The sequence below is a fragment of the Streptomyces sp. PT12 genome, from assembly GCF_003311645.1.
GTDB lineage: Bacteria > Actinomycetota > Actinomycetes > Streptomycetales > Streptomycetaceae > Streptomyces.
In genome coordinates this window covers 140,845-155,576 of record NZ_QEST01000080.1, presented here as the reverse complement: position 1 = coordinate 155,576, position 14,732 = coordinate 140,845, and the positions used below count along the sequence as shown (strand labels likewise).

The 14,732-nt window shown below is 74.2% G+C and carries 16 protein-coding genes; 14 read left to right on the top strand and 2 right to left on the bottom strand.

Annotation, left to right across the window (positions count from 1 at the left end; all coding sequences use genetic code 11):
• Positions 1-42: 42 nt before the first annotated feature.
• A complete protein-coding gene (locus DEH69_RS31350; RefSeq protein ID WP_181727322.1) occupies positions 43-255 on the bottom strand; it encodes a hypothetical protein in 213 nt (70 codons plus the stop codon).
• A 236-nt stretch (positions 256-491) separates the two neighbouring features.
• Between DEH69_RS31350 and DEH69_RS08500 the strand changes: the two genes are divergently transcribed.
• The 14 genes from DEH69_RS08500 to DEH69_RS08435 all read left to right on the top strand — a co-directional run bounded on the left by DEH69_RS08500 (position 492) and on the right by DEH69_RS08435 (position 13,867).
• Positions 492-2,138, top strand: a complete 1,647-nt coding sequence (locus DEH69_RS08500; RefSeq protein ID WP_181727321.1) for a condensation domain-containing protein — start codon at positions 492-494, stop codon at positions 2,136-2,138.
• A 44-nt stretch (positions 2,139-2,182) separates the two neighbouring features.
• Positions 2,183-3,550: an ATP-grasp domain-containing protein gene (locus tag DEH69_RS08495; RefSeq protein WP_258534535.1), complete on the top strand. Its 1,368-nt coding sequence runs from the start codon at positions 2,183-2,185 to the stop codon at positions 3,548-3,550.
• Entirely contained in the window at positions 3,547-4,875 is a 1,329-nt protein-coding gene (locus DEH69_RS08490) for a type III PLP-dependent enzyme (protein ID WP_113686283.1), read from the top strand. Before DEH69_RS08495 ends, DEH69_RS08490 begins: the two co-directional genes overlap by 4 nt.
• The gene (locus tag DEH69_RS08485; RefSeq protein WP_113686282.1) at positions 4,875-5,162 is read left to right on the top strand and encodes an acyl carrier protein; all 288 of its coding nucleotides are present in this window, start codon (positions 4,875-4,877) and stop codon (positions 5,160-5,162) included. The genes DEH69_RS08490 and DEH69_RS08485 overlap by 1 nt, the downstream gene beginning before the upstream one ends.
• 2 nt (positions 5,163-5,164) lie before the next feature.
• Positions 5,165-6,121 carry a 3-oxoacyl-[acyl-carrier-protein] synthase III C-terminal domain-containing protein gene (locus DEH69_RS08480; RefSeq protein WP_113686281.1) on the top strand — a complete coding sequence of 319 codons (957 nt, stop codon included), beginning with the start codon at positions 5,165-5,167 and terminating at the stop codon, positions 6,119-6,121.
• Positions 6,118-6,741: an acyl-CoA dehydrogenase family protein gene (locus tag DEH69_RS08475; RefSeq protein WP_113686280.1), complete on the top strand. Its 624-nt coding sequence runs from the start codon at positions 6,118-6,120 to the stop codon at positions 6,739-6,741. The genes DEH69_RS08480 and DEH69_RS08475 overlap by 4 nt, the downstream gene beginning before the upstream one ends.
• Positions 6,738-7,871: an acyl-CoA dehydrogenase family protein gene (locus DEH69_RS08470; RefSeq protein ID WP_113686279.1), complete on the top strand. Its 1,134-nt coding sequence runs from the start codon at positions 6,738-6,740 to the stop codon at positions 7,869-7,871. The genes DEH69_RS08475 and DEH69_RS08470 overlap by 4 nt, the downstream gene beginning before the upstream one ends.
• Positions 7,864-8,619 (top strand): hypothetical protein, encoded by a 756-nt coding sequence (locus DEH69_RS08465; RefSeq protein WP_113686278.1) that lies wholly within the window; start codon positions 7,864-7,866, stop codon positions 8,617-8,619. The genes DEH69_RS08470 and DEH69_RS08465 overlap by 8 nt, the downstream gene beginning before the upstream one ends.
• Complete coding sequence (locus tag DEH69_RS08460) at positions 8,616-9,059, top strand: holo-ACP synthase (RefSeq protein WP_113686277.1); 444 nt, start codon at positions 8,616-8,618, stop codon at positions 9,057-9,059. The genes DEH69_RS08465 and DEH69_RS08460 overlap by 4 nt, the downstream gene beginning before the upstream one ends.
• Positions 9,056-10,621: an amino acid adenylation domain-containing protein gene (locus DEH69_RS08455; protein WP_113686276.1), complete on the top strand. Its 1,566-nt coding sequence runs from the start codon at positions 9,056-9,058 to the stop codon at positions 10,619-10,621. Before DEH69_RS08460 ends, DEH69_RS08455 begins: the two co-directional genes overlap by 4 nt.
• A gap of 85 nt (positions 10,622-10,706) precedes the next feature.
• The gene (locus DEH69_RS08450; protein ID WP_113686275.1) at positions 10,707-10,967 is read left to right on the top strand and encodes an acyl carrier protein; all 261 of its coding nucleotides are present in this window, start codon (positions 10,707-10,709) and stop codon (positions 10,965-10,967) included.
• Between the two features lie 23 nt (positions 10,968-10,990).
• Positions 10,991-11,977 (top strand): 3-oxoacyl-[acyl-carrier-protein] synthase III C-terminal domain-containing protein, encoded by a 987-nt coding sequence (locus tag DEH69_RS08445; protein WP_113686274.1) that lies wholly within the window; start codon positions 10,991-10,993, stop codon positions 11,975-11,977.
• A 5-nt stretch (positions 11,978-11,982) separates the two neighbouring features.
• Complete coding sequence (locus tag DEH69_RS08440) at positions 11,983-13,134, top strand: acyl-CoA dehydrogenase (RefSeq protein WP_258534534.1); 1,152 nt, start codon at positions 11,983-11,985, stop codon at positions 13,132-13,134.
• Positions 13,127-13,867, top strand: a complete 741-nt coding sequence (locus DEH69_RS08435; RefSeq protein WP_113686272.1) for a hypothetical protein — start codon at positions 13,127-13,129, stop codon at positions 13,865-13,867. The genes DEH69_RS08440 and DEH69_RS08435 overlap by 8 nt, the downstream gene beginning before the upstream one ends.
• Here the strand turns inward: DEH69_RS08435 and DEH69_RS08430 are convergent.
• Positions 13,861-14,721, bottom strand: a complete 861-nt coding sequence (locus tag DEH69_RS08430; RefSeq protein WP_113686271.1) for an RICIN domain-containing protein — start codon at positions 14,719-14,721, stop codon at positions 13,861-13,863. The genes DEH69_RS08435 and DEH69_RS08430 overlap by 7 nt on opposite strands.
• Positions 14,722-14,732: the final 11 nt, after the last annotated feature.

The following is a 14,732-nucleotide window of genomic DNA, read 5'->3' as shown; positions in this document are numbered from 1 at the left end:
GGTGTGGCGCCGGAACGGGTCCGCCGCCACACCGCCGACCTGTCAGGCGATGGCCTTGACCGCGATGGCCTTGGCGGCCACGGCCTTGACCGCGACGGCCTTGACCGCGACGGCCTTGACCGCGACGGCCTTGACCGCGACGGGCTTGGTGGCGATGGCCTTGGTGGCGACGGGCTTGGCCGCGATGACCTTGGTGGCCACGGGCTTGGTGGCGATGACCTTGGTGGCGATGGCCTTGGTGGCGATCTGAGCCATGCGTTTCTCCTCGGTGAATGGTGCGTGGATGGACACATCCCGAACCGGACGCCGCGTGACGGCGCTTCGGAATGCGTTGAGAATCCCGCCCGAGAAAAGCGGCTGTCAATGGCAGCAATATGCCGCCCCTTAGATGTCAGCGGCGGCCACTGCCGCATTCCGATTTCTTGGGTGACCATTCAGCGGAAGGCGCCGAACGACGGCTCGGCGCACCACGACGACCCGACGGAGGGCGGATGCGCACCGTGAGAAGCGCCAGGCTGTGCTGGGGCCAGCACCACCATGTGCTGCGCTACCTGTGCGCCCCGCCCGCCTCGCGCCACGAGGCGCACATCACGACCAGCTACCCCCTGCCCGACGGCTGCGCCCCCGCGCATGTGCGGGCCGCGCTCACCCATCTGGTGCGCAGGCACGAGGTGTTGCGCACGGTCTACGACCTTGGTGCCCAGCCCTGGCCCCGGCAGCTCGTCCAGCCACCCGGGCCGCCCACCGTGGTCGAGGTCTCCGTGGACGACGACCCCGCCGCCGAGGTCAGAAGGCTGACCGAGACGCCGTTCGCGCTGGAGCGCGAGTGGCCCATCCGGGCCTGCCTGATCACCTCGGGCGGCCAACTGCGCCGTCTCCACCTGGTGTTCAACCACCTGGCGTTCGACGATGTGAGCCTCGACCAGCTCGCGGACGAGCTCGGCGCCCTGCTCGCCGCCCGCGTCGCTGGCCGCCCCGTCGCCCTGCCGCCCGTCGAGCACCAGCCCGTCGACCTGGCCGCGCACGAGGCGGGGCCCGAGGCGGCGGCGCGCGCCGAGGCGTCACTCGCGCACTGGCGCGAGCAGGTGCGGCTGCTGCCATCCGACGTCCACGCGGCCCACCGCGACCGCAACGTCCGCACGGCGCACAGCGCCTCGTTCACCGGCCCCTCCCTGCTCGCGGCCGCGCGCGCGATCGCCGCGCGCCACCGGGTGTGGCCCTCGGCCGTGCACGTGGCGGCCTTCGCCGTGACGCTCGCCGCTCACACGGGCCAACGGCGCGTGGCCCACCGCCTCTACACCAGCCAGCGGGACGCCAGCGGCCACCCCGCGGTGCTGACCTGCATGTCCCACCCGATGCCGTGCGCCGTCGACCTCGCCGACGACCCGCCGTTCGGCGAGGTGCTGCGCCGGGCCGCCGCGCGCGTCGACGAGGCCATGACCCACGCCCATGTGCCGTTCGACCGGATCGCCGAGCTGATCGCCGAGGAAGGGGCCCGCAGGGGCCGGGAGGTCCGGGTGGTCTCGGAGCTCAACTTCCTCGACAACGCCCCGCGTTCGTGCCGCACCCGGCGCGACAGGCTGATCTGGAACGCCGAGCCCGCCGACTGGGCGCGGGCCGGGTCCGACGTCTACTTCCGGGTCTACGAGTGGGCCGACGGCCTCACCCTCGCCCTCCAGGCCCTGGGCGAGGTGATGGACCGCGCCGCGGTGGAGCGCTTCCTGCGCGGCTATGCGGCGCTGCTCACCGCGTGCGCGGAGCCAGGCGCCGACCCGCGGGTCTCCGATGCGGCGGCGTCGCTCGGCTTCCCGCCGCCCCGCACCGCCACCACCGTCTCCGCGGCCGCACCCGTGGACCGGGCCGACCCCGTTGCCGAACCCGTTGCCCACCCCACCGCCGCGGAACGGGCGTTGACCGAGGCCGTCGCCCACGTCAACGGGCTCGCCACCGTTGACCCCCGCGTCGGCTACGCCGCAGCGGGAGGCCGCCTGCTGCGCCTGCCCCGGGTGGTGGCGGCCCTCGCGGACCGCGGCTGGGAGGGCGTCGCCGAGCGGCACCTCGCGGGCGCCCTGCCCCTGCGCACGGCCGCCGACCTGCTGCGCCCCTGTCCACCGCCGAGTTCCGGGAGAGCCCGATGAACAACGCCATTAACGCCCCCGATAATGACCCCGTGAATGACCCCGTGAATCATTCCCCGAGCTTTGTCCAACGGCTGAAAGAAGACCTGACGTCGGACGCCGGATCGCGCTTTGTCTTTGTCAACAATTTCGAGGTCGAGAGAAGCTGGGCGGTCGGCGAGCCGACCCTGCCGGGCGCCGGGATCTCCTTCGCGGGAGCCACCGTCAACCGCATGGAGGAGATGGGCGTCCTGCTCGCCGACGAGGGCGACGTGGTGGTGCTCAAGGCGCCCATGGACGCCGAGTTCGCCGCCTATCTCTCCGGGCTCGGCGCCGCCGCTGGCCGCACCGTGTGGGCGGAGAACGGCGACCCCGACCGGACCGTCACCGAGGACGCGCTCGCCTCGCCCGGGCTGCTCGGCGACCTGAGGGCCCTCGCCGACGGGCGCACGTTCCTGATGCCGCTTGGCATCTCACCGGCCGAGGAGAGCCTGGCCAAGGAGACGGGGCTGCCGCTCGCGGGCCCTACCGCCCACCTCTGCAAGACCGTCAACGGCAAGATCTTCAGCCGCCGCCTGGTCGAGGCCACGGGCCTGCGCGCCGTGCCGGGGCGCGTGTGCGAGACCGTCGGCGAGCTGCGCGGCGCGCTCACCGAGCTGCTCGCGGGCGGCGGCCGCGTGGTGGTCAAGGAGTCCCTTGGCGTCTCGGGCCGCGGCATGGTGGTGATCGACGGCGAACGCGGCGCCGCGAGGCTGCTGCGCCTGATCGAGCGCCGGGGCGCCGACGCGCCCGCCCGTCTGGTCGTGGAGACCTGGATCGAGCGCGCCATGGACCTCAACTACCAGCTGGTGGTGTCCAGAGGCGGCAAGGTCCGCTTCGAGACCGTCAAGGCCGCCGTGCTGCGCGACGGCGTTCACCAGGGCCACCGCTTCCCCGTCGAGCTGCCGCCCACCGCCGCGGACGAGCTGCGCCACGCCGTCGAGGTGATCGGGGCGGCGCTTGCCGACGAGGGCTACTACGGCATGGTCGGCGTCGACGCGATGCTGGGCCCCGAGGGAACGCTCTACCCCTGCCTGGAGATCAACGCCAGGTTCAACATGTCCACCTACCAGAGCCGGATCGCCGAACGCCTCATCCCGCGGGGCGCCCACGCGATCGCCGCGACGTTCGGCCTGCGCCCCTCGCGCCCGCACACGTTCGGCGAGGTCGCCGACGCGCTGGGCGGGCTGCTGCTCGACGTCCCCGGCGGGCGCGGCGGCAGGCCCGGGGTGCTGATCAACAACTTTGCCACCCTCAACGCCGCGGCCACCGGCTCGGGCAGCTTCCACGGGCGGCTCTACGGCATCTGCGTCGCCGGAACGCCCGACGAGGCGCTCGCGGTGCGCGGCGAGGCCGAGCGGCGGCTCACCGGGATGGCGGAGGCCAGGTCATGAGCGCCCAGCACACCAGCACCCAGGACACCAGCACCCAGGACACCAGGATCCAGGGCATCGCCTGGGAGGAGCTGGCCGAGCGGTTCGGCACCCCCCTCTACGTCTACGACGGCGACCTGCTCACCGCCACCGCCGAGGGGCTGCGCAAGGCCCTGCACCCCGCGCTTGAGGTCTTCTACTCGCTCAAGGCCAACCCCAACATCAGCGTCTTCGCCGCCCTGCGGGCCGGGGGAGCCAGGGCCGAGGTCTCCTCGCTGGTCGAGCTGCGCACCGCGCTCGCCGCGGGGGCGCCACCCGACGACATCATCTTCCTCGGCCCCGGCAAGAGCGAGGCCGAGCTGGCCGCGTGCCTCGACGCGGGCGTGTACGCCGTCGTCTGCGAGTCGTTCGACGAGCTCGACGACATCGAGCGGCTGGCCGCCGCGCGCGGGCGCCGCCAGCGGGTGCTGCTGCGCGTCAACCCCGCGCTGGCCATCAGCGGTTCACGCCTCACCATGGGCGGCAAGCCGCGCCAGTTCGGCATCGACGAGGAACGCGTCCTGGCGGCGGGCGACCTCACCGCCCGCTACGCGCACGCCGATGTCGCGGGCGTCCACGTCTACATGGGCACCCGCATCCTGGACGCCGAGGTCGTCGAGAAGAACACCCGCTACATCCTCGACCTGGCCGAACGCGTCGCGCGCGCCACCGGCATCCGCCTCGACACCGTGGACATCGGCGGCGGCCTGGGCGTCCCCTACTTCGACGGCGAGCGGGAGCTCGACCCGGTCGACGTCGGCGACCGGATCAACCCCCTGCTCGACGCGTTCGCCACCGCCCACCCCGGCACCCGGCTGATCCTGGAGTCGGGCCGCTTCCTCGCGGGCCGCGCCGGGGTCTATGTGACGCGCGTGCGCTACGCCAAGGAGTCGATGGGCGAGCGGTTCGCCATCGCCGACGGCGGCACCCACCACCACATGGCCGCGGTCGGCATCGGCTCGTTCGTCAAACGGAACTTCCCCGCCGCGCTGCTGACCGAGCGCGAGGCGGGCCCGCCCGAGCCGTGGAACGTCACGGGCCCACTGTGCACGCCCAACGACTCCGTGCTCAAGCAGGCCCCGCTGCCCCCGCTGCGCCGCGGCGACCTCGTCGGCATCCTCAACTCCGGCGCCTACGGCCCCTCCGCGTCCCCCGGCCTCTTCCTCAGCCATGGCTTCCCCGCCGAGGTGCTGGTCAGCGGCGGCAGGGCCCACCTGGTCAGGAGCCGCGACGAGCCCGACGACCTGCTGCGCCCGCAGCGGCTGATCGCCCCCACCGAACCCCTCGAGTCTGGAAGGCACCCCTGATGGACCGCACCGAGATCGTCGGCCACCTGAGGACCGCGCTGTCCGCCGTGCTCAACCGCCCGCTCGACGAACTGGCCCCCGAGCTGAGCCTGTTCGACGACCTGGCCCTTGACTCGACGAGCGTGATCGAGCTGCTGATGAGCCTCGAGGACACCGTCGGACTCGAGATCGACCCCGACGAGCTCGGCCCCGAGGTCTTCCGCACCGTGGGCACCCTCACCGACTACGTCGAGGCCGGATTCCGGGCCGGAACCCAGGCCGGACTCGGCGGAAAGGCCGCGGTCTGACCATGGACGTCGGACTCTCCAGGGTGGCGGTGCGCCTGCCGCGCACGACCGAGCCGGTGGGCGACGTGCTGGCGCGCGCCGGGAGCGGGCCCATGGAGCGCAAGGTGTTCACCCGGATCTACGGGCTGCGCGACTCGCCGACCCTGGCCCCCGACGAGCGGATGGAGGACCTGCTCGCCGAGGCGGGCCTGGCCGCGCTCGGCGGCGGCACCGCCACGTTGATCCTCTACGGACACACCATGCTCACCCAGGAGTTCGCGCTGCGCGGCGGGTTCGCCGACCGGCTTCGCGCCCGCCTCGGCCTGCCGCACGCCGCGTTCTACGGGCTCTCCCACGTCAACTGCGTCTCCGTGCTGCGCTCGATCGAGCTGGCCCGCCGCCATCTGCGGCGCCCCGGAGCCGAGCCGGGCGAGCGCGTGCTGGTGCTCGGCGGCGACCAGGGCAGCGTCCACGACGCCTCCCGCGTCATCCCGGGGATGGCGGTCGGCGGCGACGGCGCGGTCGGCGTCGTCGTCCGGGGCGGGCGGGCGCGTTACCGCTATCTGGGCGGCGCCGTCGGCAGGGACACGCGCTTCCACCGCAACCTCCAGCTGTCGGCGGCCGAGACCCGCCTCTTCAGCCGCGTCTGCCAGCGGCGCGTGGTGGACACCGTCGAACGCGCCGCGCGCGCGGCCGGGTTGACGACCGACCAGGTCGACTGGGTGATGCCGCACCTGTCCAACCGGATGTTCTGGCGCGCGTTCAGCGCCGAGTCCGGCATCCCGAGGGAGCGGGTCCGCGTGGACCTCATCCCCGAACGCGGCCACAACTTCGGCGGCGACGCGCTCATGGCGCTCGAACACGCCGATGGAACAGGCCTGTTGCGCCCGGGCGACCGTTGCGCCCTGGTCTCGCTCGCGCTGGGCGCCTACTTCCAGGCAGTGATCGTCGAGGTCGAGGAGGAAGGTGAGGACGCATGAGCACAAGCCTGCGGCAGTGCGAACGCATCGCCAGGGACGAGGGGTTGGCCGCCGGGCTCGCCATGGCCATCGCCGGGACCGAGGTGGCCGCCACGGCCCCTGGGCGCTGGGCGGCCGTCCCCACCGAGGGCGTTCGGCCGGGAGCCGAGGTCCGCCACCACAGCCTGGCCGAACGCGAGGGCGTGACATTCCTCGCGTGCCCGGGGCGGCCCCCCGCCGCCCCGGCGAGCCTGGCCGAGATTGGGCGGCTGCTCGCCGCCGTGCGCCTCGGACTGGTCCGCCGCCTGCTCGACCAGGCGGTCGAGCACCTGGGCGAACGGACCGCGGGCGACGAGCCGTTGATCCGCAAGCAGCTGATCACCGGCACCATCGCCGACACCATGGCCGAGGTCGAGCTGCTGCGCGAGCAGGCGCACGCCCCGCACGACCCCGCCACCCTCTGCGACCTCCACCTCCGCCTCGACGAGCTGGGCTGGCAGGTCCTCACGCTCTTCGGCGCCGCTGGCTACCTGGCCGACCACCCGGCGCGGGCGCTCCACGTGTCCTTCCTGGTGGCCAACACCTGGATCGACAGGGAAGCCGGGGAAGACCGGGCCGACAGGGAAGGGGGCCTTTCGTGATCGAGCTCGACGACCGGCTGCGCGCCATCCGCGACCGGCACCGCGAGGCGGCCGAGGACCTGCGCTCCCGCGCCCTGGCGATCGACGCCGACCCCGAGGCGATGGAGGCGCACCTGGACTCGCCCGCGTACCTGATGATCCGCGAGTCCAGCATGCCGCCCGCGTACCGCACCTCGGCCACCGCCGCGGCCTCGCCCGACCGCGGCTCGTGCCTGGAGAACATCGTCGGCCTGGTCGAGCTGTTCCGCGGCGACGTCGCGGCCCTGCTCGCCTGCCCCTCGCCCGCGCTGGCTGGCGTCTTCGTCGAGCTGCTGGGCGACGCCGCGCAGAAGGAACGCTTCTACCGGCGGATCGCCGACGGGCGCACCTGGTCGTTCTTCGCGATGACCGAGGCCGGGCGGGGCAACGACGCGACGGCGATGGAGACCCGGTTGGAGCGTGACGGATCCGGTGGGTGGCTGCTGCACGGGGCGAAGCGGTACATCGGGCACGGGGCGCGCGGTGGCGTGGGGGTGGTGTTCGGGCGCACGGGCCGTTCCGCGCTGTCGATCAGGGCCGCGCTGGTCGAGCTCCCGCTGCCGGGCTGGCACGCGGAGCGCCTTGACATGGTGGGGCTGCGCGGGGCGTTTCTGAGCGAACTCCGCTTCGACGGGCTGCCGGTGGCGGGCGACATGCTGCTCGGGGAGCACCTGCCGGTGACCCGGCGCGGCATCTGGGGCGCCCTCACCACGTTCAACAACATGCGCATGCAGATCGCCGCCGCCGCGGTGGGCACGGCGCTCGCCATGGCCGAGTACGTGGCCGAGCACCGCAAGGGCGCCCCGGGGGCCGACCTGGTCGCCGCTCGCGCGCAGGCGGCGCGCCACCTCGTGTACGAGGCCGCCGCCCGCCTCGACCGCTCCCCGGAGCGCGGCTATCTCTCCAGCGCGGCCAAGCTCGGCGCCACCAAAATGGCGGTGGCCACCGCCCACTGGGCCGCCGCGGCCCTCGGCCCCGCGGGCCTGCTGGAGCACCCGCTGCTTGAGAAGTGGACGCGGGACGTGCGCGCGTTCGAGTTCATGGACGGCACGGGCAACATCCAGCGCCTGCACGTCGCCCGCGGCTACCGGAGCGGGGACGCCGATGCCTGAGCCCCGCGCGCGCCTCAGCGTGCACGCCATCGGCGCGGCCGTCAGGCCCGACGGCGGCCACCGCCCCGTGGCCGCGCTCGAACGCGTCGCGCACGCACAGGCGTTGGGCGACCTGGTGGCCGCGGCCCGGGGGGTTCCCGCCGAACGGCTGCGGCTGCTTCCCCCGGGGCGCACCGGGGGAGTGGCCGCCCAGGCGCTCGCCGCGCTCGGCCCGCCGCCCGAGGCCGAGCCGCTGTATCTGGTCCGCTCGGGACCGCTGCGCGACCCGCGCGTCGCCGAGCTGGCCCGCCTGGTCCACACGGTGGGCTGGCACGGCGAGGACATCGGCGTCACCCACCTCGACGAGCTGGGCGGCGCGCTGGTGTTCGACCTGCTGAGCTGGGCGATGCCCGCCGCGGCGACGGCGCTGATCTGCGACGAGCCGCCGTTCACCGAGAGCCCGAACGCCGTTCCGCTGCGCGCGGTGAGCCTGCGCGTCCGGCGCGGCCCCGGGCCCCTGGACGTGCTCGGCTGCGGCGAGGGCGCCCCGCCCCCCGGCGCGGGCCGCCGCTTCACGGGCGCGGGCCCGTGCGACGCGTGGCTGGCGCTGCGCGACGCCATCGAGGAGCACCACCTCATGCCGGGCGACCGGGCGTTGCTCCACACCCGCGGCCCGGACCGGGAGGGCTGGCTGGCGTTGGAGGCCACCTCGCCCGCCGCGCTCCACCTGCCGCAAGGCCCTGGGCAGGGGGAGGCCGTGGAGCCATGAGGATCGGAGTGGACCTGCTGTCCGTGCCCCGCTTCGCCCGGATCGCCGAGCACCGGCGTTACCGCGCCCTGGTGTTCACCGAGGCCGAGCTGGACCAGGCGGGCGAGATCGGCGGCGAGCGGCACGCCGAGCGCCTGGCGGGGCGGTTCTGCGTCAAGGAGGCGGTCTGCAAGCTGCTCGGCCGGGGCTTCGGCCAGGGCGTGCGCTGGCGCGACATCGAGGTCACCAGCGACGCATGGGGCGCGCCCCGCGCGACCCTCTCCGGCGGCGCCCGCCAACTCGCCGCCGACGCGGGCCTGTTCGACCTGGTCGTCACCCTCACCCACCAGGCCGACCTGGTCGTCGCGGTGGCCGCGGCCCAGGTCGCGCCCCCGTCCCCGACCCCGCCCCAGCCCTTGAAGCCGCCCCCGACCCCGCCCCCGACGCGAGGACAGCAATGAACACCTCACCCGACCTCGTCGCGCCGGTCGCCCCCACGGCCACCGGCCGATGCCTGCACGACTGGTTCCTGCGGGGCCTGGCCCGCGACCCCGGCGCCATCGCCCTGCGCGTCGGCACCACCGCCCTCACCTATGAGCGGCTGCACCGGCGCGCCCTCGCCCTGGCCGGGTCGCTGCTGGCCGCGGCGGGCGAACGGCCGCTCCGCGTCGGCCTGTTGGCCGAACGCGGCGAGGACGCCTACGCGGGCGTGCTGGCGGCCGGGTACGCGGGCGCGACCGTGGTGCCGCTCAACCCCGACTTCCCCGCCGAGCGGACGCGCCGGATGATCGAGGCCGCGGGCCTCGACGCCCTGCTGGCCGACGCCACGGGGCGGGCCCTGCTGCCCGGGCTGAAGGACGCCGTCGACGGCATCCCGGTCGTGGGGGAGCCGACCGGCGCGCCCCTTCAGTCCCCGCGCACCCCCGACCCCGACGCCATCGCCTACATCCTGTTCACGTCGGGCTCCACGGGCCGCCCCAAGGGCGTGCCCGTGCTCCACCGCAACGTCGACGCCTATCTGCGCTTCGTGCACGACCGCTACCGGTTCACCCCGCGGGACGTGTTCTCGCAGACGTTCGACCTCACCTTCGACCTCGCCATGTTCGACATGTTCGCGGCGTGGGGCGCGGGCGCCACCCTGGTCCCGATGCCGCCGCGCGCGTTCGCCGCCGTCCCCGACTTCGTCGCCCGGCACGGCATCACCGTGTGGTTCTCTTCCCCCAGCGTCATCGCGCTGGTCAGGCGGCTGCGGGCGCTGACCCCTGGCGCGCTGCCCAGCCTGCGCCTGAGCCTCTTCTGCGGCGAGCCGCTGCTGTGCCACGACGCCGCCGACTGGCAGGCGGCGGCGCCGGGTTCGCGCCTGGAGAACCTGTACGGGCCCACCGAGCTGACCATCTCCTGCACCGTGCACCGCTGGGACCCCGCCACGTCGCCCGCCGCGTGCGTCAACGACGTGGTGCCCATCGGCGTCCCCCACCCGGGGCTGCGCCACCTGCTGGCCGACGAACGGGGCCGCCCCACCGCAGAGACGGGCGCCGAGACGGGCGACACCGGGGAACTGTGCGTCACCGGCGACCAGTTGTTCCCCGGCTATCTCGAACCCGCCGACGACGAGGGCCGCTTCCTCACCCACGAGGGCACCCGCTTCTACCGCACGGGCGACCTGGTCCGCCGCCTGCCCGACGGCCAACTCGCCTATCTGGGGCGCCGCGACCACCAGGTGAAGATCCATGGTGTCCGCGTCGAACTCGCCGAGGTCGAGTGGGGGTTGCGCCGCTGCCGCGGCGTCCGCGACGCCGTCGCCGTCGTCGTCGACGGCGAGCTGTTCGCGTTCTACCTGGGCGAACGGCGGCCCTCCGCCGACCTGATGGAGGAGCTTGGCGGCTTCTTCCCGCGCCACCTCATCCCGTTGGGCTACCGCCATCTCGACGCGTTCCCGCTCAACGCCAACCGCAAGACCGACCGCCCCGCCCTCGCCGCCGAGGCCGCACGGCTGCGCGCCGTCGCGCACCCCGACCGATGACGGACCCGATGACGGATCCGAAGACAGACCCGAAGACAGACCCGAAGACAGACCGATGACAGGCCCGATGAGAGGAAGACCCACCATGAACCGCACCGACATCATCGAGCACCTGCGGATCGCGCTCTCCGCCGTGCTCAACAAGGAATTCCCCGCCATCGCCGCCGAGATGCGCCTCTTCGAGGACCTGGCCCTCGACTCGACGAGCGTGATCGAGCTGCTGATGAGCCTGGAGGACACGATCGGCCTCGAGATCGACCCCGACGACCTCGGCCCCGAGGTCTTCCGCACCGTGGGCTCCCTCAGCGACTACGTCGAGTCCGGCTTCGCCAAGGCCGCGGTCTGAACGGCCGGGGCGGGGAAGCGCTCATGACCGTCGGCCTGTCCCGCGTCGCCGTCCGGCTGCCGGGGCGCTCCGAACCCGTCGACGACATCCTCGCGCGGGCGGGCTGCGGGACCCTGGAACGCAGGATGTTCGCCAAGGTCTACGGGCTGCGCGCGTCCCCGACCCTGGCCCCGGGCGAGCGGATGGAGGACCTGCTCGCCGAGGCGGGCCTGGCCGCGCTCGACGGCGGCACCGCGGCGCTGGTCCTCTACGGCCACACCCTGCTGATGGCCGAGGGCGACCTGGGCGACGACTTCCCCGCGCGGCTGCGCGCCAGGCTCGGCGTGCCGCGCGCCGCGTTCTACGGGATGTCCCACGTCAACTGCGCCTCCGTGCTGCGCTGCGTCGAGTACGCCCGCCGCTATCTGCGCCGTCCAGGCGCTGACCCGGGCGAGCGCGTGCTGGTGCTCGGCGGCGACCAGGGCAGCGTCAACGACGGGGCGCGCTACATCCCCGGCACCACCGTCAGCGGCGACGCGGCGGTGGGCGTCGTCGTCCACACCGGGCGGGCGCGCTACCGCTATGTGGCGGGCGCGGGCGCGCGGGACGCGCGGTTCCACCGCAACATGCGCATGACACCCGACGAGGTGGCGCTGTTCAACCGCGTCTGCTCCGAGCAGGTCGTGGACACCGTGCGCCGCGCCGCCGAGGCCGCGGGCACGCCGGTGGACCGCCTCGACTGGGTCATGCCGCACCTGTCCAACCGGATGTTCTGGCGCACGTTCAGCGCCCAGACGGGCGTGCCGAGGGAGCGGATCTGCCTCGACCTCATGGCCGAACGCGGCCACAACTTCGGCGGCGACGCGCTCATGGCGCTCGAACACGCCGACCGCGCGGGCCAGTTGATCCCGGGCCAGCGCTGCGCCCTGGTCGCCATCGGCCAGGGCGCCTACATCCAGGCGGCGATCGTCGAGGTGGCCGACGACGGGGCCGACCCGGTGGCCGACGAGGAGGGGGAACGACGGGGATGAGCGACGTGGATGACATTGACGATGTCGACGACTTCGACCACCGGCTGCGCGCCATCCGCGCGGCGGCCAGGGAGGCGGCCGACGACCTGCGGTCGCGCGCGCTGGCGATCGACGCCGACCCCGGCGCGATGGAGGGGCACCTGGACGCGCCCGCGTATGCGATGGTGCGGCGCTCCGAGACGCCCGAGGAGTTCCGCGACGCGCGCGATGGCCCGCCCGTGCTGAACCGCGACTCCTGCCTGGAGAACGTCGTCGGCATGACCGAGCTCGCCCGCGGCGACGCGGGCGCGCTCCTCGCCTGCCCCTCACCCGGGCTCGCGGGCGTGTTTGTCGACCTGCTCGGCGATGCCGCCCAGCGGGAGCGCTTCTACGGGCGCCTCGCCGACGGGCGCACCTGGTCGTTCTTCGCGATGACCGAGGAGGGCCGGGGCAGCGACGCGACGGCTATGGAGACGCGGCTCGAACGCGACGGGTCGGGCGGCTGGCTGCTGCACGGGGCGAAGCGGTACATCGGACAGGGGGCGCGCGGTGGCGTGGGGGTGGTGTTCGGGCGAACGGGGCGCTCCGCGCTGTCGATCCGCGCGGCGCTCGTGGAGCTTCCCGCGCCGGGCTGGCACGCGGGGCGCCTTGACATGGTGGGTCTTCGCGGGGCGTTTCTGAGCGAACTCCGCTTCGACGGGCTCCCGTTGGCCGGTGACCTGCTGCTGGGCGAGCACCTGCCGGTGACCCGGCGCGGCGTGTGGGGCGCGGTCACCACGTTCCACCGGATGCGGGTCCGCGTCGCCGCGGCGGCGGTGGGCACGGCGCTCGCCATGGCCGCGTATGTGGCCGAGCACCGCAAGGGCGCGCCGGGCGCCGACCTGGTCGCCGCTCGCGCGCGGGCGGCGCGCCGCCTCGTCCTGCGGGCGGCGGCCCGCGTGGACCGTTCACCGGAGCGCGGCTATCTCTCCAGCGTGGCCAAGCTCGGCGCCACCAGGATGGCGGTGGCCACCGCCCACTGGGCCGCCGCGGCGCTCGGCCCCGCGGGCCTGCTGGAGCACCCGCTGCTTGAGAAGTGGACGCGGGACGTGCGCGCGTTCGAGCTGATGGAGGGCAGCGGCAACATCCAGCGCCTGCACGTCGCCCGCGGCTACCGGAGCGGGGACGCCGATGCCTGACCTCGGCGCGCACCTCAGCGTTCACGCGCTCTCCGTGGCGACCCGGCTCCACACCGACTACAGGCCGTTGGACGACTTCCCCGCCGCGCTGCTGCCCCGCGCGCGCCGGGTGGCCGAGGCGGGCGGCATCCCGTTCGAGCACCTGGTCGTCGCCTCGCCTGAGGACGCCGAGGCCGAGGGCCCCGACGTCAGCGCGCTGGCCCTGGCCGCGCTCGGCCCGCCGCCCGACGAGCAGCCGCTGTTCCTGGTCCGCTCGGGCCCGCCGCGCGACGCCAAGGTCGCGGCGCTCGCGGGCCTGGTCCACGCGTCGGGCTGGCGCGGCGAGGACATCGGCGTCACGCACCTCGACGAGCTGGGCGGCGCGCTGGTGTTCGACCTGCTGAGCTGGGCGATGCCCGCCGCGGCGACGGCGCTGATCTGCGACGAGCCGCTGTTCGCCGACGCCCGCGCGGGCGGCGCGTGGTTCACGGCCATCGGCCTGCGGATCCACCGCGGCCCAGGGCCCCTGCGGGTCATCGCCTGCGGCGAAGGCCCCCCGCCCCGGACCCCCGCGGCCCACCACATCACGGGCCGCACGGCGAGCGAGCCCTGGCTCACCCTCCACACCACCCTGTCCCACGCCCCCCTGCCCCCGGACACCCGGGTCCTCCTGCACACGCGGGGGCCGAGGAGGGAGTGCTGGCTGACCCTTCAGGCCACACCGGCCGGAACGCTGGCGTTGCCGCGTCAGTAGAGCATCATCCGCCACCGCTGTCCCGGGGAGCCGTCGCAGTCCCACTGGCGGAGCTGGAGGCCCGGCTGCGCGGAGTCGTTGGGCACCTCGAGACACTGGCCGGTGCGGTGGGAGACCAGCTGCACCGCGCCGTCGCCCACCTCCTCGGCGCGCCACAGCTGGGGCGAGAGCCCGTTGCACTCCCACACCCAGATCTCGCGGCCCACGGTCGATGAGCCCTGCGGCACGTCAAGGCAGTTGTTGCCCGCGGTGATCAGGCGGAACGTGTTCACCGGCTCTTCGTTCCGCCGCGCGGTGAACTGCTGGCCCCGGCCGCGGTCGCACTCCGCCAGCTGGACGGCGGTGCCCCTCTGTTCGCTGCCGTTCAGCACCTCAGCGCACAGGTCGGGCCCGGTGCCCGCGTAGAGCGCGTAGACGCCGCCGTGCTCGGGGAAGTCCGCCGGATCCAGGCTCTGCGGCGCGGTGAGCGGCTGGGGCTCGGGCTCGGGTTCCGGCTCGGGTACGGGTTCGGGCTCGGGTACCGGCTCGGGTTCGGGCTCCTCGGTGGGCTCGGGTTCGGGCTCGGGCTCCTCGGTCGGCTCCTCGGGGCCGAGCGTGGGGGACTCCACCGGGAGGTCGGGCGCGGCGACGGGCTCCGTCTCGCCGTCACCGCCGTCCGGCAGCACGGCGCCGACCAGCCAGACGGAGCCGGTGATCACCACCACCATGGCGACCGCCCCCACCAGGGAGGTGAACACGCGGCGCCCCGGCAGCAGCCCGCGGCGTGCCACGGTCGGCTGGCGGGTGAAGACATCGGCGAACCTGTGATCCGCGTCGTCCGGCTTCTCCGTCACCTTCGTCAACTTCTCTGCCATCGGTGCCTCGC

Excerpts from the sequence above, each read along its gene's own strand:
- DEH69_RS31350 (WP_181727322.1), bottom strand. The coding sequence starts at position 255 with ATGGCTCAGATCGCCACCAAGGCCATCGCCACCAAGGTCATCGCCACC.
- DEH69_RS08500 (WP_181727321.1), top strand. The coding sequence starts at position 492 with ATGCGCACCGTGAGAAGCGCCAGGCTGTGCTGGGGCCAGCACCACCAT.
- DEH69_RS08490 (WP_113686283.1), top strand. The coding sequence starts at position 3,547 with ATGAGCGCCCAGCACACCAGCACCCAGGACACCAGCACCCAGGACACC.
- DEH69_RS08485 (WP_113686282.1), top strand. The coding sequence starts at position 4,875 with ATGGACCGCACCGAGATCGTCGGCCACCTGAGGACCGCGCTGTCCGCC.
- DEH69_RS08480 (WP_113686281.1), top strand. The coding sequence starts at position 5,165 with ATGGACGTCGGACTCTCCAGGGTGGCGGTGCGCCTGCCGCGCACGACC.
- DEH69_RS08475 (WP_113686280.1), top strand. The coding sequence starts at position 6,118 with ATGAGCACAAGCCTGCGGCAGTGCGAACGCATCGCCAGGGACGAGGGG.
- DEH69_RS08465 (WP_113686278.1), top strand. The coding sequence starts at position 7,864 with ATGCCTGAGCCCCGCGCGCGCCTCAGCGTGCACGCCATCGGCGCGGCC.
- DEH69_RS08460 (WP_113686277.1), top strand. The coding sequence starts at position 8,616 with ATGAGGATCGGAGTGGACCTGCTGTCCGTGCCCCGCTTCGCCCGGATC.
- DEH69_RS08455 (WP_113686276.1), top strand. The coding sequence starts at position 9,056 with ATGAACACCTCACCCGACCTCGTCGCGCCGGTCGCCCCCACGGCCACC.
- DEH69_RS08450 (WP_113686275.1), top strand. The coding sequence starts at position 10,707 with ATGAACCGCACCGACATCATCGAGCACCTGCGGATCGCGCTCTCCGCC.
- DEH69_RS08445 (WP_113686274.1), top strand. The coding sequence starts at position 10,991 with ATGACCGTCGGCCTGTCCCGCGTCGCCGTCCGGCTGCCGGGGCGCTCC.
- DEH69_RS08435 (WP_113686272.1), top strand. The coding sequence starts at position 13,127 with ATGCCTGACCTCGGCGCGCACCTCAGCGTTCACGCGCTCTCCGTGGCG.
- DEH69_RS08430 (WP_113686271.1), bottom strand. The coding sequence starts at position 14,721 with ATGGCAGAGAAGTTGACGAAGGTGACGGAGAAGCCGGACGACGCGGAT.